14 protein-coding genes are annotated in these 16,758 nt (G+C 42.5%); 9 read left to right on the forward strand and 5 right to left on the reverse strand.

Annotated features, from left to right (window positions below):
- The first annotated feature begins 176 nt into the window (after positions 1–176).
- The 6 genes from J4861_RS06005 to J4861_RS06030 all read left to right on the forward strand — a co-directional run bounded on the left by J4861_RS06005 (position 177) and on the right by J4861_RS06030 (position 6,160).
- Entirely contained in the window at positions 177–656 is a 480-nt protein-coding gene (locus tag J4861_RS06005) for an HU family DNA-binding protein (protein WP_211817242.1), read from the forward strand.
- 214 nt (positions 657–870) lie between these two features.
- Positions 871–1,770, forward strand: coding sequence for a diaminopimelate dehydrogenase (locus tag J4861_RS06010; protein ID WP_211817243.1), 900 nt, complete (start codon positions 871–873; stop codon positions 1,768–1,770).
- A gap of 151 nt (positions 1,771–1,921) precedes the next feature.
- Positions 1,922–2,329, forward strand: a complete 408-nt coding sequence (locus tag J4861_RS06015) for a PH domain-containing protein (RefSeq protein WP_211817244.1) — start codon at positions 1,922–1,924, stop codon at positions 2,327–2,329.
- Positions 2,326–3,654, forward strand: coding sequence for a D-alanyl-D-alanine carboxypeptidase/D-alanyl-D-alanine endopeptidase (dacB, locus tag J4861_RS06020; protein WP_211817245.1), 1,329 nt, complete (start codon positions 2,326–2,328; stop codon positions 3,652–3,654). Before J4861_RS06015 ends, dacB begins: the two co-directional genes overlap by 4 nt.
- A gap of 103 nt (positions 3,655–3,757) precedes the next feature.
- Complete coding sequence (locus J4861_RS06025; RefSeq protein WP_211817246.1) at positions 3,758–4,963, forward strand: mechanosensitive ion channel family protein; 1,206 nt, start codon at positions 3,758–3,760, stop codon at positions 4,961–4,963.
- A gap of 675 nt (positions 4,964–5,638) precedes the next feature.
- Positions 5,639–6,160, forward strand: a complete 522-nt coding sequence (locus tag J4861_RS06030) for a hypothetical protein (protein WP_211817247.1) — start codon at positions 5,639–5,641, stop codon at positions 6,158–6,160.
- 695 nt (positions 6,161–6,855) lie between these two features.
- On the opposite strand, the gene J4861_RS06035 is transcribed toward J4861_RS06030, so the two are convergent.
- The 5 genes from J4861_RS06035 to J4861_RS06055 form a co-directional block, all read right to left on the reverse strand.
- Complete coding sequence (locus J4861_RS06035) at positions 6,856–7,239, reverse strand: hypothetical protein (RefSeq protein ID WP_211817248.1); 384 nt, start codon at positions 7,237–7,239, stop codon at positions 6,856–6,858.
- 294 nt (positions 7,240–7,533) lie between these two features.
- Positions 7,534–9,267 carry an acyl-CoA dehydrogenase family protein gene (locus J4861_RS06040; RefSeq protein WP_211817249.1) on the reverse strand — a complete coding sequence of 578 codons (1,734 nt, stop codon included), beginning with the start codon at positions 9,265–9,267 and terminating at the stop codon, positions 7,534–7,536.
- 91 nt (positions 9,268–9,358) lie between these two features.
- On the reverse strand, positions 9,359–9,754 hold the full coding sequence (locus tag J4861_RS06045) for an endonuclease domain-containing protein (RefSeq protein WP_211817250.1): 396 nt from the start codon (positions 9,752–9,754) through the stop codon (positions 9,359–9,361).
- A 143-nt stretch (positions 9,755–9,897) separates the two neighbouring features.
- Positions 9,898–10,920: an electron transfer flavoprotein subunit alpha/FixB family protein gene (locus J4861_RS06050; protein ID WP_211817251.1), complete on the reverse strand. Its 1,023-nt coding sequence runs from the start codon at positions 10,918–10,920 to the stop codon at positions 9,898–9,900.
- Between the two features lie 265 nt (positions 10,921–11,185).
- Positions 11,186–12,055, reverse strand: a complete 870-nt coding sequence (locus J4861_RS06055) for an electron transfer flavoprotein subunit beta/FixA family protein (protein WP_211817252.1) — start codon at positions 12,053–12,055, stop codon at positions 11,186–11,188.
- 680 nt (positions 12,056–12,735) lie between these two features.
- Here J4861_RS06055 and J4861_RS06060 point away from each other — a divergent pair.
- The 3 genes from J4861_RS06060 (at position 12,736) to dnaG (ending at position 16,755) form a co-directional block, all read left to right on the forward strand.
- Positions 12,736–13,869 carry a hypothetical protein gene (locus J4861_RS06060; RefSeq protein WP_211817253.1) on the forward strand — a complete coding sequence of 378 codons (1,134 nt, stop codon included), beginning with the start codon at positions 12,736–12,738 and terminating at the stop codon, positions 13,867–13,869.
- Between the two features lie 553 nt (positions 13,870–14,422).
- A complete protein-coding gene (locus J4861_RS06065; RefSeq protein WP_211817254.1) occupies positions 14,423–14,644 on the forward strand; it encodes a hypothetical protein in 222 nt (73 codons plus the stop codon).
- Positions 14,645–14,820: 176 nt separating this feature from the next.
- Positions 14,821–16,755: a DNA primase gene (gene dnaG / locus J4861_RS06070; RefSeq protein ID WP_211817255.1), complete on the forward strand. Its 1,935-nt coding sequence runs from the start codon at positions 14,821–14,823 to the stop codon at positions 16,753–16,755.
- Positions 16,756–16,758 lie beyond the last annotated feature (3 nt).

Raw genomic sequence — 16,758 nt, forward strand, 5'->3', positions numbered from 1 at the left:
CAAGCTGTGAAAATCGGCAGTTTGACGAAAGTACATATTGTGGGGCACAAAAGTACATTTCGTGGGCCACGAAAGTATATATTGTCAGCCACGAAAGTATATGGCGTAAAACACGGGTGTATGACTCGTTATGATGACTGATAAAAACAGTGTTGCAGCGTAAAAATCTTTTACCTATGGCATTCTATAAGAAAGCTCAAATGAAGGTGAACGGAAAATGGTATCCTAAGTCCGTTCTAGTAGTAAGTCCGGCAACAACCGAACAAGTAGCAAAACGAATCGCAGCAGAATCGACGGTCAGCCCTGCCGATGTGCGGGCGGTGCTGACAGCTTTGGGTGGCGTGCTGGGTGACTTTATGTCGCAGGGTCGCTCGGTGAAGCTGGATGGTGTTGGCTCGTTTTATTTCACGGCCGTGACAACGAAAAATGGTGTCGATAAGCCTGAAGATATAAACGCCACATTGATTCGTGGTGTCCGTGTCCGTTTCTTGCCAGAGACCCGTTATCGTGGTGCTGGTAAGGGTCGCGTTTCCACCCGTGGTCTGTCAGATGTTGATATTGAGTGGGAAGAGTGGAAAGGGGAGGAGAAGAAGAGCCCCACCCCCGAGCCAAAAGAAAAGGAGAATAAAGAGGAGGGAGGACCGCAGGCAGGGTAGGAAGCCCCCTCCAACTCCCCCGAAGGGGGGAGAGTGCCTAACGGAAGCTAGTTAGGACAGGCTTGAGCAATGCCACACAAGTAGGGACAGACGAGGGCGTCTGTCCCTACTTTATTGAATAGTGTTAAAAATGTGGTGGAGACGATACTTGTTATTAAATAAAATACTACTTTTGCGGAGAAAATTAGTTCAATTATATAAAAGGTAAGTAATTATGAAAAAGATTAGAGCAGCCGTCGTTGGCTATGGTAACATTGGTGTTTACAGTGTTCAGGCACTTGAAGCAGCAAAGGATTTTGAGATTGCAGGTATTGTTCGTCGTCAGGGTGACAAGGATAAACCATTGGAACTGACCCCATACGAGGTTGTTGATGATATAACAAAGTTGAAGGATGTTGATGTGGCTATCCTCGCTGCACCAACTCGTAGCTGTCCAGAATATGCTGAGAAGATTTCTGCATTGGGTATTAATACTGTAGACTCTTTTGATATTCACGGTTCAATCCTTGACTATCGCACCAAGCAGATGGAGAACAACAAGCGCACAAATACCGTTAGTGTTATCTCTGCAGGTTGGGATCCAGGTTCAGACTCTGTTGTACGTGTTTTGTTAGAGAGCCTCGCACCAGAAGGTCTCTCTTATACCAACTTTGGGCCAGGTCGTTCAATGGGTCACTCTGTAGTGGCTCGTAGCAAGAAGGGCGTTAAGGATGCGTTGTCAATGACAATTCCTCTCGGTGAGGGAATCCATCGTCGTATGGTTTATGTTGAGTTGGAAGAGGGTGCCAACCTTGAGGATGTAACAAAGGAACTTAAGGCTGACGACTACTTTGCACACGACGAGCTACACGTATTTGCAGTACCAAGCGTTGCAGCTTTGAACGATGTTGGTCATGGCGTTCACATGACTCGTAAGGGTGTGAGTGGTAAGACCCACAACCAGCACTTCTCTTTCGATATGTCTATCAATAACCCTGCGCTCACAGCACAGGTACTTGTTAACGTGGCACGTGCAAGTATGCGCCTTGCTCCTGGATGCTATACAATGCCTGAGATTCCAGTCATTGATATGCTGCCAGGTAATCGCGAAGATATTATTGCAACTTTGGTTTAAGGCTATTAGCCCAATTAGCCCAATTAGCCCAATTAGTCCAATTAGGCTAATAACCTTCCCCCTAATAATGGCAACCACTCGTTGGTTGCCATTATCTTTTTATGTAATATATTGACGTACAAAGTCTTTTTTTTGTACTTTTGCATTTAATATGAGAACTTTCCAACATAAAGTGACGATAAATGACATGGGAGCCATCGTGGTTTTTGCCCTTGCTGCCTTCTTCTGTCTTTGGCATCGTACGAATAGTCTGATGGTTGTATTAGGTTTCCTGCTTATTGTTGTGACGATAAGAGCCGTTGACCGTGCCATTCATACTAAATATGTATTGACTGATGATGGTGTTCTGTTGGTGAAGACAGGAAGAGTTGGACTGACAAAGCGTGTTGCGCTCGGTGATGTGAAGACTGTTGAGAAACGGCCGTTTGCCTTTCGTCTGGGTTATTATGCATTGTTAGAGATGATGAATGGCAGTGTTGTCAGCGTACAGCCTGATAATGTTGATAACTTTTTGTCAGCACTGAAAAAACGATTAGAAAAGAAAGATAACGAAGTATGAAATTAAAATACTTATCGGCACTGGTCTTTGGGGTCGTATTGAGTTTGCCTGTACAAGCGCAGGTATATTTAGATAGTACGGAGGTTGCGAATATACTCCATCCGAACGCTGTTACAGCTGTTCAACCGAAGGTGATTTCTACTACTAATGATGTTCTCGAGGAAGAGGAAGATACCGATAGTATCATCCCTGCTTTTACCACGGATAGCCATCTTAGTTGGAAGGAGAATATCACTGCCCGATTGGATGGAATACTCCGTAGTCCGCTCTTGGAAACGGTGCAGACAAGTGTGATGGTCTGGGACTTGACGGATGATGTGCCTGTCTATCAGTTTCGTGAACGTCTCCATATGCGCCCTGCTTCTACGATGAAGTGTGTTACTGCTATTGCAACATTGGATAAGCTCGGGGCTGATTATGACTTTAAGACAAACCTTTACTATACGGGTGTGATTGACGACTCTACGCAAGTATTGCGTGGCGACCTCTATTGTATTGGTGGTATGGACCCAATGCTCTCTTCTTCGGATTTGACGGAGATGGCACGTGCCGTACGAGACTTAGGTATCAAGACGATAGAAGGCAGTGTCTATGCCGACCTCTCTTTTAAGGATCGTAACCGTTTGGGCGAGGGTTGGTGTTGGGATGATAAGAATCCTACGCTCTCTCCTTTGCTCGTTGATGGTAAGGACGAATTCACCTATCGCCTCTCTCGTAAGTTAGAAGATATGGGTGTGTCGGTGAATGGTTCTACAGGCGAACGTCAGCTACCAACTGATGCACAGTTGCTAACGACGTGCACACATTCTATTCGTCAGGTTCTCCATCGTATGATGAAGGTGAGTGACAACCTCTATGCTGAGTCTATGTTCTATCAGTTGGCTGCTAATGGTGGCACACGATGGGCAGGTGCAAAGACCGCACGCCAGTATGAGAACGCACTCTTCAGCCGTATCGGACTGAATCCTCGTGATTATAATGTTGCTGATGGTTCTGGCTTGTCTCTGTATAACTATGTAAGTACCGAACTTGAAACAAAACTCTTGCGCTATGCTTATCAGCGTTCAGACATCTATGGTGCCTATCTTGAAGCACAGCCGATAGCTGGCGTAGACGGAACTTTGAAGAGCCGAATGCGTGGTACGGCGGCAGCTGGCAACGTACGTGCAAAGACTGGTACGGTGAAGGGTGTCAGCTCACTTGCGGGTTATCTCACTGCTTCTAACGGTCATCTGCTTTGTTTCTCTATTATTAATAATGGTGGACTCAGCAATGGACCTATGCGTAATTTCCAAAACAAGATTTGTGTGGCGTTGTGCCAATAGGGCTTATTAGGCTTATTTGCCCAATTAGCCCAATTAGCCCAATTAGCCCAATTAGCCTTATTAGCCTAATAAGCCCAATAACCCTTTAAAAAGAAAAGAATTTATGATACCAAAGCTTCCCCATCATCTCCTTGAAGATGTCCTTGAAGAGATAAGAATCTTCGTAGAGAACATCATTGAGTCAATCGGTGTACATGGTCATACCGTTCCTGTATTGCGTCATGTCTTATTGACATTAGTAGCTATCTTGTTGGCTTTCATTGCCGAACGAATCTGTAAATACTTATTCGTTCCCCTTGTTCTTCGTCTGGTAAAGCGTACGCAAGCTCGATGGGACGATGTAGTCCTTGACCATCAAGTGTTGCGCACAGCCTGCCACATTGTCCCTGCCTTGGTGATATGGCAGTTGATGCCGCTTGTCTTCTATCAGTACCATGTTGTTCAGGTGGCTTTGACACGAATAACTGCCGTCTATCTTACCGTAGCAACGACGCGACTTGTGACGAAACTCATCGACCGCCTGCGCTATCTTAACACGAAACCCAGTGACTCGACGAGTCTTTATCTTAAGTCTTTCTGTGGCGTGTTGAAGATTCTTGCTATCTTTATTGCTGTGATTGTGGTGGTTGGAATCCTTATTAATCGTAGTCCGATGACGTTGTTAGCTGGATTAGGAGCTACCTCTGCCATTCTTATGTTAGTCTTTAAAGATACGATTGACGGCCTTGTTGCTGGTGTTCGTCTGACGAGTAACGAGATGATTCATATTGGTGATCATATTGCTTTGCCTGGAGGCTTCGTAGATGGAACGGTTATTGATATCACACTCACAACTGTGAAGATTCGTCAGGGCGATAATACGATTACCACCGTACCGCCTCTTACATTAGTTAATGGAATGTTCCAGAACTGGAAGGGGTTGGATGATGTAGACGGACAGCGTGTCAAGAAGATGATTTACTTTGATGTGCGCAGCATTCGTATTGCTGACGATGGACTCAAGCAGCAACTTATAGATAAGGGACTTGCCAAGGCGGACGACCTAAAGGGTGAGGTTGTGACGACCGCTCTTTTCCGTCGTTATATGGAGGATTACCTTGCCAAGCGTGAGGATGTCAATACGCAGATGCCTCTCCTCGTACGCCAATTAGAGGCGACACAGGCAGGTGTCCCTATGGAACTTTACTTCTTCCTGCGTCTGAAAGACTGGATTCCTTACGAGCATGCCATGGCTGACATCCTCGAACATGTTTATGCCTATGCCAATGAGTTCGGCTTGAAAGTCTATGCACAGACCCCTGTGCAGTAAAAGAGTCGGTAGAGGAGTTTCGTTTAAACCCTCAACACAATATGTGCGGAGCATCAACACGACATGTGCGGAGGCTCCGCACATATCGTGCGAAGGCTTAGCTCCATTCTTTAGGTTGCTTGGCTAAACCTTAAACCTAAATCGATCATTGGATCACAATATGTATAATTCTTATTACTATGGTATTGTTTCCTAACATCTTTTATTTTCTTATCGGCATCTTGTCCGCCTTTGTAACTTGACGTAGCCGCTACGCCTGCGTCCCAAAGCTAAACAATCTGCTCGATAATAAAACAAAATATGTTTAGGTTCTAATGACCGATTTGGGTTTATCGCTGCTGGAAGGCACAGGGTGACCTTTCAATTCTATGAATACAGGTTTTTGAAACGCCGCACTGGGCATAAGGTTATCTATAAGAAAGAAATGGAATTCAATTTCCATCCGGGTACAGTCTATGTGATAGAGGTCTTGCCGGATATACAGACATTCCGTATAGTTGAAGATAAAACACGGTTTGTATAGGGATAGAACGATAGGGGCTGCGGTTAACAGCTTGGGTACTGAAATAACATGATATAGGCTTTTTAACATGGGAAAAGTTTCATTCTACAAAATAAAATACTATCTTTGTGAAGAATCTTTTGTGTTAACTAACCCTATAAATAGACATGAGTATGAAATATTGGAGATCTATTAACAGTCTGGCTATATGCTGTCTATCAGTGCTGATGTTGTCATGTACGACGGAGAACGCAGTTGTTGGGAATGTTGGTATAAGTGATGTGAAATCGTCAGGTTGCAAAGCCTCAGCCTCTCTGATGGAGTCTCGTCCTGATTACTATAATCATTTCATAGGGCAGCGGTCTGTGTTGCACCTCTTGCTCGGTAAAGAGAATACTGTCACGGCACGTTTTGCAGACGTCATGGATAACTGTGCTATCGACCTGTTCCATGTAGGAGCAAGCAGCAGTGAGGGGAAGATAGTTCTCATCCTGTATCCCGATAAGGACATGATGACAAACTGCATCTGTCGCTATGATGTTGATTTCAAGATAAATAATATACCTTCTGGCAACTATCAGTTGGAGGTTTATCACACAACCGCCGATAAACAGATTAACAAAGACAACCAGATTTTTAGCGGAACTGTAAACTTAGAGAAAGGGAAGGAACTTATACTGACAATGAGCCGGTAAGGGATAAGTGTGGAGAGTAGGGTTGTGCTACCTGTTTATTTGAGTGCTTCTTCTATACTTTCTACAACTTTATCGTGGAATGGTTCGCTGTGATGTCAGCATGAAGTTGCTTTTAATCCAAATCGGTCATTATAGGCTAAACATATTGTGCCCTAATGACCGATTTGGGTTTAAGGTACTGAATCAATTGTTCTTTGAGGATAAGAAAATCCCTGAAAAATATTTTTCCTGTCATATCTGTCATGCAAAAGTAGTGTTTAACTTGTTGGTTGATAGCATAGTTACGTGAAATGTTAAATGTGACAGCAACTAAAAACAAAATTATATTCGTAATAATAGGTGTTTTCTCTTACTAACGTAAGTAGATTTTATTGCTGCCTATTTTGAGGAAACTTATAAAGTAAAAGACAAAAGAATAAAACGGTAAAAGAGTATTTTGCTGTTTTATTCTTTTGTCTTTTTGTTTCCCAGTCTTAATTCGCAGTAAGAAACATAGTGGTCAATGGTAATTCATAAGTTCATAAGTAAACGAGTTTACAGGTTTACAAGTTACTTGTAGCAATAAACATAGCGTATAGTAGTAATCATAATTATGACGTACTGATGAGAACTTCGTTCGAATAATTGTGAATTATGCATTGTGAATTATATCAGTAATCATAATTATGAATTGTGAATTATGAATTACGTCTGTTCTATTGCACCTGCATTATGCCGTCTTTGTTGACACTCGTCACACCTTTTACTTTCTTGAAATCAGCGATAGCCTTATCAACGTCGTGTTTCTCGTCAACTTTGACTGCTACACCACTGAACTCCTTGTATTTGTAGAGTAGGGTACAGCCCTGCTTCTTGATGGCTTTCAGTAGTGGTTTGCTGCCTGTCTTCTTGTCGAAGAAGATGATCAGCGTGTGGCTGACAGGTGTTTTCTCTCTTTCACGCTTAGCTTTCTCTAAGCCTTCACCACCATCATCACCATTCATTATCTGCTCCTTGATAGGGCATTGTGCAGATGCTGTTGTTGACTGAATGAACAATAAGCCCATTAGCAACATACTTGCTTTAAAATATTTCTTCATCTTGTTTTCTCCTTTTAATATGAATGACAAAGATAGTTATAAATAAGCAGATAACTACTAAGATTTATAATTATTTCAGTTTTCTTTCTCCTCGTTCTGCATATTACCTTTGCAAATGAAAGTATTTGGTGAGGGGATAGTTTTTTTGCACACAGAGATATGGAGTAGAAGGAGGTTGGGTTAAAGTATGTAGACCACAGAGACACTAAATGTATCAGAGCTGATTCTGTAATGAAAAAAGCAACCAAGCATTGCGCTCGGTTGCTTTTATATGAGATTAATCCTAATAAAGGATTATGCTTCTTCAGTCTCTTCTTCCACAGCCTTGAACTGCTCAAGGGCTTCTGGGTTGAAGGCTTTGATATAAGCGGTGTGACCGATAACTTCTTCCTCAGCCATGCGAACAAAGACATGAGCAGACTTCTTGAAGAGGTCTGGTGCTTTAGAAGCATCCTCGATAAGGAGGAGAGAACCGATGATGTCGGCTGTCATGTTGTAAAGACGGCGTGCGAGGAAGTCGTGAACATCCTGGTTTTCGCTTGCGTTAACCTTCTCAACAGCCTCTTCATAGAGCTGAATAAGTTTGGCTACACAATCACGCAGACCCTTCATGCAGTCGCAAGAGAGTTCGCCCTCAAGCATTTCCTTCATGATAGAGAGGTAAGTACCGTTAGTGATGTAACGTACGGCAGCAACAACCTGTAGCTGTGTTGTACCCTCGTAGATAGAGAAGATACGTGCATCACGGTATAGACGCTGACACTTATACTCCATGATGAAACCAGAACCACCATGGATAGAGATAGAGTCGTAGGCAGTCTGGTTAGCATACTCGGAGTTGATACCCTTTGCCAATGGTGTGAAAGCATCAGCAAGGCGAGTGTACTTCTTCATCTCCTGACGCTCCTCAGGGGTGAGCTTCTGGTCACGTGCGATATCTTCCAATGCCTTGTAGATATCAACATAGCGTGCTGTCTGATACAAGAGAGAACGACCAGCATCGAGTTTCGCCTTCATACGAGAGAGCATATCATAGACAGCTGGGAAGTTGACAATCTTCTTACCGAACTGTGCACGGTCCTTTGCGTAAGCCAATCCCTCGTTATAAGCCTCTTGCTCAAGGCCGACAGACTGTGCTGCGATACCAAGGCGAGCACCATTCATCAAAGCCATTACATATTTAATAAGACCCATGCGGACGTTACCACAGAGTTCTGCCTTCGCATTCTTGTAAACAAGCTCGCAGGTAGGAGAACCATGGATACCGAGTTTATGCTCGATATGACGTACGTCAACACCGCCGTTACGCTTGTCGTAGATGAACATAGAAAGACCACGACCATCATGTGTACCCTCTTCTGAACGTGCAAGAACGAGGTGGATGTCAGAGTCGCCATTGGTAATGAAACGCTTCACACCATTCAGACGCCAGCAGTTCTCCTTCTCATCGAAGGTAGCCTTGAGCATTACACGCTGAAGGTCGGAACCAGCATCAGGCTCGGTGAGGTCCATTGACATCATCTCACCCTCACAGATACGAGGAATATACTTCTGACGCTGCTCCTCATTACCAAACTCATAGAGTGTGTCGATACAAGACTGCAAAGACCAGATGTTCTGGAAACCAGCATCGGCAGCAGCAATCAACTCAGACATCATTGAGAAGACAACGTTTGGAAGGTTCAGTCCACCATAGCGGCGAGGCATAGAAACGCCCCACAATCCTGCTTGACGTGTAGCCTGGATATTCTCCAAGGTCTTGCTGGCATAGTGCATACGGTTGTCGATAAGGTGTGGACCTTCGATGTCAACAGCCTCAGAGTTAGATGCAATGATATTTGCTGTTATGTCACCAGTGATATCCAAGATGCGCTTGTAGTTCTCGATAGCATCCTCATAGTTTACTGGTGCGTCAGCGTGTGTAGAAGCATCAGCGTAGTTACGCTCTTTCAGTTCTACGATGCGTTTCATCAATGGATGCTCCAAGTGAAACGCTATTTCTGGGTGGTCAGTATAATAATTTGCCATGATAAAAAATGTAAGAGTAGCCCCTCCCCCTTGCCCCTCCCCCGAAGGGAGGGGAGTAGAATGTACTATTTCCTATGGTTCGGGACTCTTTTTATTCGTTGTTTATAAATTCGGTTATTTGTTCTATCACATTGTCTATGTCCGTGTATATTTCTTCGTTGGTGAATCTAAGCACATTAAAGCCCATTTCGTTGAGGTATTCTGTTCTTGTTTCATCGTCTACCTCTTGTAGCGGTTGCTTATGGTAAGCTCCGTCTACTTCTATGACTAAGTTCTGTGAAAGGCATACAAAGTCTACAATAAAGTCACCTATAGGATGCTGTCTTCTGAAATGGTATTCGCCCCTTGTACCTTTTAATTCTTTCCATAGAATCTCTTCTGCCAAAGTCATCTCGTTTCGATTCTCCTTTGCAAAGTCCTTTAGAATGTGGTACCTATCAGGTGAAGCTGTCTTGTAGGTGCATTTCTTTCTATTTTCTTTAGTCATAGGTAGGTAGTTAGTCAATGATTATACACGCTATGCCTCTTGTGATAATGAGTATTTAGCGACAGTAGTCCTCTTATTCCCTTTTCGCATTTTACTCCCCTCCCTTCGGGGGAGGGGCCAGTTAGTTGTTCAGTCAGCTGGCTTTACTTACTATTCTGCTTATAATACTTTATCAACTTCGGAACAACCTCTTCGACGGTGCCATTGATGATATAGTCAGCGATGGCATTGATAGGAGCGTCTGGGTCGTTGTTGATAGAGATGACGATACCACTGTCCTGCATACCAGCAATGTGCTGAATCTGTCCAGAGATACCACAAGCGATGTAAACCTTTGGATGGACGGTAACACCGGTCTGACCAATCTGACGGTCGTGGTCTACCCAACCTGCATCAACAGCAGCACGGCTGGCACCAACCTCTCCATGAAGCTCTTTAGCCAACTTAAAGAGTAAGTCGAAACCCTCTTTTGAACCGACACCATAGCCACCTGCGATAACGATTGAAGCCTCCTTGAGGTTATTCTGTGCAGGCTCAACATGACGGTCGATAACCTTTACGACATAGTCAACCTCTGGGATATACTTCGCCACATCTGGATAGACAACCTCGCCCTTTGCCTCACCCTCATAGATAGCCTTCTGCATAACGCCAGAACGTACAGTAGCCATCTGTGGACGGTGGTCAGGATTGACGATGGTTGCTACGATGTTACCACCGAAGGCAGGGCGAATCTGATAGAGCAGGTTCTCATAACGCTTACCAGCTTTCTTATCTTCGTAGTCACCAATCTCAAGTTGAGTACAATCAGCAGTAAGACCACTTGTCAATGACGATGACACACGTGGACCGAGGTCACGACCGATAACGGTAGCACCCATCAAACAGATCTGTGGTTTCTCCTCAGTGAAGAGGTTTACAAGAATGTCTGTGTGTGGTGCTGATGTGTAAGGGAAGAGTCCCTCACTATCAAAGACAAAGAGTTTGTCTACACCGTATGGCAGGATTTGGTCTTCTACCTTTCCTTTGATGCCACTACCAGCAGCGATGGCATGGAGTTCCACACCTAACTCATTTGCGAGCTTGCGACCCTTGGTCAACAGCTCCTGTGAAACCTCCTGTACAGTGGTTTCCTCTATTTCGCAATATACAAATACGTTGTTCATAAATAAAATCTTCGACCAAGCACTAATCCAACTAACTTGCCCCAGCTGGCCCCTCCCCCTTACCCCTCCCCCAGAGAGAGGGGAGTGAAATGTGTCACTTGCTGTAGGGTAACTGGCTTATTAGAAGGTTGTTCATAAAATTTCTTTCCCCTATAATGTCTGTAGCTAATAAAAAGCATCAGGACATTCTACGCCCCTCCCTCTGGGGGAGGGGTAAGGGGGAGGGGCCAGTCGCTTGTTTTGTTGGTTAGTTGTTCTGTCGTTTTTAACCAATAATCTTCTCTCCTAACAGTTCTTTGATGAGTCCTTCTACATCTCCATCTGAGCCAGTGAGGGTCTTGCTCTCCTTAGCTTGGAAGACGATGTTCTGAACAGACTTCACCTTTGTTGGTGAACCACTTAAACCGCACTGCTCCTCATCACCGTTGACATCGGCAACTGACCACTGATTCAGTGTGAGGTAAGGACGCTCCTCGTAGAGATGTGCCCAAGGCTCATCACCTTTGCGTTCCATAGGACAAGTAGCATACTTGTACTTCATCACGAGTTTGGCATTGCAAGGACGTGCTGGAGCAGCAGTACCATTCACAGTGATGAGAACTGGTAATGGAGCAACAACGGTCTCTACACCACCATCAATATGACGGCGGATAGTAGCCTTGCCATCCTCAATCTTTAGGATTTCCTCTGCGTATGTAACTTGATTGAGTCCTAACTTCTGTGCAACCTGTGGTCCTACCTGTGCGGTATCACCATCGATAGCCTGACGTCCACCGATGACGATGTCTACATCACCGATTTTCTGTACAGCCATCGCCAAAGCATAAGAAGTAGCGAGTGTGTCAGCACCAGCAAACTTACGGTCGGTAAGTAGCCAGCCTGTATCAGCACCACGATAGAGTCCCTGTCGGATGATTTCTCCGGCACGTGGAGGACCCATGGTTAAGATTCCTACAGTAGAGCCTGGGTTCTGTTCCTTCAGTCTCAGAGCCTGCTCCAAAGCGTTTAGGTCTTCTGGGTTGAAGATGGCTGGCAGTGCGGCACGGTTTACCGTTCCTTCGGCTGTCATGGCATCTTTTCCCACATTTCTTGTGTCAGGTACCTGCTTAGCAAGTACTACAATTTTCAAACTCATAAATATAATAATGTGTTATTTAATATTCAATTGCTTTGGTTGAGGGCAAAAGTACAGTTTTTTTGCAACATAAACAAAAAAAGTTGCACAAAAACCGCTTAACTGTGTTTAGGTTTGTTAGGAGCTATCCTATGAGCTGTTTTGTTGGAGTTAGAGGAGGTGTTGTAGTTTAAGAGAGTTGTACCCTCATTTGTTTTACGGAAGTAGAATCTTAATAACTGATTTAAACTTGAATGTATATCGTAAAAATAGTGTAGGGGTTGATGGATGGCAACTTCTTTTTTACTATTTATAAAACCCTTAATTCCAATGGAAAAGTTCTATCAGAAAACTCTTTTATAGCTTGTTCTATCTTGTTATATTTGCTCATCTCGGCATTATTTTCACGTAAATAAATATTTTTTGTCGTGAAAATAAATATTTCTTTTCATGAAGGTAAATAATTATTTTCATGAAAATAATTCCATGAAGTTGTATATATCATGATGAAGAAGGGCGTGTATAGTTATGATACAATATGTTTATAAGTACATTATTTACCTAAAATAAGAAGATAATATTGTGTGTACCTTTCTTTTTTCATACCTTTGCGTGGTGAGTTCTAACCCTTTTGAAGTTTTGATACTTTTAGTTCCTTGAAGATAAAAGAATTTTGCAAATAAATAAAGTTAATATAGCAAATGAATAAACGTACTATCGTTAGCATTGTTTTTTTATGTCTTTCTGTGACTTCATTTGCGCAGAAGACGTTCGTTATTTGGGATAAAGTAAATAATATCCCAGTGAGCAGAGCAAGTGTATATACCACCTACATGGGGAAAGTGAGGAGTACGTTTAGCGACCAACAGGGGAGAGTTGTTGTGGATTTTGCTTTTGATAATCTGATGATCTCGCATATAAACTATCAGAAAGAAAGCGTGAAAGTATTGTCTGATACACTGTTTATGGAGCAAAGTATGCAGTTGCTTTCGGAAGTTGTCGTGAGTCCTGCAGGGGAGCCATCATGGATTAAACCTATGTTGATGGATTTTATTAAGACGAAAGCAAAGAAGTATGGAAGTAATGGAGTTCTAAGATATGAGTTTCAGACACAGAATGTAGGCGATACGGTGTTATATCGCTTTGTAAGTAATGGACTGGTAAGAAAGAAGGAACTCTTTGAAATCTCTCCCTTGGAGAATGTTATCACCTTTAAGGATAAGTCAGCTGGTTGTGACTATAGTAACCTTAAAAATACGCTTTACCATGACTTTGTTTCTGATATGGATGAGAAGTTTGTGAAGGAACATCGGTTCTATGTGGATAATGAGTCTGAAAGCTTGGGTGTCAATGTGGTAAGACTCCTATTCAAGTCGAAAAAAGATTGGAAAGATTCTGGTTATTTATGTATAGATACCCTACAAAATGTCATCCTCAGAGCAAAACGTTCTACGGGATTGGCTTATAATGTACAGCACCGTACTAATGCACTTGTGCGCTCAACAATCAATGCTATATATGGACATCAATATAAGGATTGGCAGATTGATGTTGAGGTAGAGTATCGTTCATTGGATAACTCCTTTTACCTAAGTAGTTGTCGCTATTCTAATTATATTCAAGAAGAGTTTAAAGGAAAGAAGAAAAAAGGAGTTGAAGTTTATAATGTTACTTCTATTTATGAGGCACAACCTTGTCAGAACAATAAGATGAGTGAAGGAACAGAGTTTCTTCTATTGCCCCAACCTTTTGCAATGAAGATTATTATGAGCAAAAAGGAAAGAAGACAAGAGGAGTCATTGCAGAATGTGAAGAAAGAATATAACGTTTATTGAATCCTATGTGAGAATTTATTAAGGGCTCCATAGGGCAATAAAAGAAAGATGTAACGATTCAGGGATATGGAGTGTAAATTATAGTTGATTATCAGTATATTAGATAAATTGATACATGCGAATTCTGGTAAAGCATGTCATTTCGAACTTCTTGGGGGGTCTTCCGTTAAACGCATAGACATTTTTTCGTATAGCTTTAATGGTAAACCAAAGATATAGATTAAACAAATAGACAACCAAGACAGTCTTGGCTGTCTATTTTATTCACTCTCCGACACTGATAACCATTTCTTTTTAAAACGTCAAAAATTTGTAGATAGGATGTTGAAAAATCATTACATAAATTCATGTAAAACACCTAAAAGAAAGCAGAAAAACACGTGTAAAAAGCGATATTGCAATCAACAGTAAATCAATTAGTTATGAAGTCGTGCAAGGAAAGGTGCTTAATTAGACTTCAAAAGGGCGTTAGTAAAGACCTTAAAGGGTATCTATTGCAAGTCAATTAGGTGTCTTTTCAAAGCTAAAAGAGCATGTATTGGTTTTGAATCACATGAAAATAGTTTACAAGTTTGGTGACACCAAGAGACGTACGATATCATGGCGAGCTAAAAGAGTCCCAACTAACTTGATGACATTTGAGGAGTGTAAGATAGATGGCGTTCCTTGTCCTGTAGTTGAAGAAATGTCATATAAAAAGAATTGTCATAAGATAGCGAATCAAAATGGTAATCTTGCTGACTATGTTATCAATATAGTCGTTGATAGGAAGTAAGCGTTAAGGACGAGAAACATTTTTACAGGTAGAAGACACATTTGATGTGTCTGGGACTTAGGATAACTTTGCTATAAGTAGTAACTATTTGTAGCAAGGTTTTCTTGCAGGATGTACCTATCTTTTTCTTGTTCTTGCTTTGTCATATCATCGGTTTATGTTATCTTTGTAGCATAATGATAGATAGACCGACTGTAGATAGGATTATGAATGCGTCGAATATCGTTGAGGTAGTCAGCGATTTCGTTTCTTTACGCAAGACGGGAACAAGCTATAAAGGTTTGTGCCCTTTTCATGATGACCGTACACCATCGTTTTCCGTTAGTCCTGTGAAAGGTGTTTACAAATGCTTTTCGTGTGGCGCGGCGGGTAATGTGGTGAAGTTTGTCATGGAGCATGAGCAGATGACTTATCCTGAAGCCTTGAAGTGGCTTGCGAATAAGTATCATATTGAGGTGCATGAGCGAGAACTGACGAATGAGGAAAAGCAGCAGGAGAATGAACGAGAATCAATGTTCTTGGTCAATGAGTGGGCTGCAAAGTACTTTAGTGACATCTTGCACAACGATGTTGATGGTATGGCTATCGGTATGCAGTATTTCCGCAGCCGTGGTTTTAGAGATGATATCATTCGTAAGTTTCAGTTAGGCTTCTGTCTTTCAAGTCGTCATGCTTTTGCTAATGCAGCCTTAAAGGCAGGTTTTCAAAGAGATTTTCTTATAAAGACAGGTCTTTGCTTCGAGCGTGAGAATGGAGAACTTATCGACCGTTTCAATGGACGTGTGATGTTCCCATGGGTGAGTGTGAGCGGTAAGGTGACAGCCTTCGGTGGTCGTCTGCTGGATTCTCGTACGAAGGGCGTTAGTCAGAAGTACGTTAACTCTCCCGATAGTGTTATCTATCATAAAGAGAGAGAACTCTATGGTATCTTCCAAGCAAAGAAAGCTATTGCTAAGCACGATCTCGTTTATATGGTTGAAGGATATACAGACGTGGTCTCTATGCACCAGTGTGGTATTGAGAATGTCGTAGCTAATAGTGGTACGGCATTGTCAGTACATCAAATTCGACTTTTGCATCGCTTTACTTCTAATATCGTTTTGCTCTATGATGGCGATGAGGCTGGCCAGCATGCTGCTCTGCGAGGAACTGATATGTTGTTGGCTGAGAGTATGAATGTGAAGGTGCTGTTACTTCCTGACGGTAAAGACCCTGATGAGCTTGCACGTAGTTATAGTGCAGAGGATTTTAGAAAATATATTGAAGATAATCAGACAGACTTCATCGTCTTTAAGATTAACGTACTATTAAAGGGTGTTACTGATCCGATTAAGCGTTCAGAGGCAGTTGGTTCAATAGTGCAAAGCATTTCTGTTATTAAAGACCCGATACTCCGTGATACCTATATCCGAGAGTGTGCTAACCGTACAGGCGTGTCAGAGCGAACATTGATGGAACAGATGAATCGTAATATCTATTCCAATCGAGAACAACAGACACGTGAACAACAGCAACATCGGGCTGCGGTAATGGAGGAGCAACGGGAGGATGCAATGGCTGTAGCCTCTAAACCGACAACATCGAAGGTAGAGCAAATGCTTATCCAAGCTGTCGTCAAGGATGGTGAGAAGGTTATCTTTCGTGATGTGAAAGATGAGAATAGCGGACAGACATATAACCTGACCATAGCACAATATATTGCTTATGACCTTGGAAGCGATAATCTTGGTTTCTCAAATGAACTTTATACTAAGATACTGCAGGAGGCTGTAGAGCATTGTGGTGAAGAAGGGTTCAAGGCTGAAGAGTATTTCACACAGCATGCAGATATCAATATCGCATCTGTAGCAGTGAGATTGAGCGTAGACCGTTTCCAACTCGCAGAGAGTCTGCAAGTGAAAGAAACGGAACAAACATTGCGTGATCGTGTTATACATCTTGTAGCTGACTTCCGTTTAGAATATGTTTCTTCCCACTTGAAAGAACTGAATGAACGACTTCTGCAGGTGAAAGATTCGCAAGAGATGCAAGAGATTATGAGCGAGATAATGAGGACACAGAATCTTCGTAATGAATTAGCAAAGAAAACTGGTAGTAATATTCTGGTATGATGA

This window comes from Prevotella melaninogenica, assembly GCF_018127925.1.
Lineage (GTDB): Bacteria > Bacteroidota > Bacteroidia > Bacteroidales > Bacteroidaceae > Prevotella > Prevotella melaninogenica_C.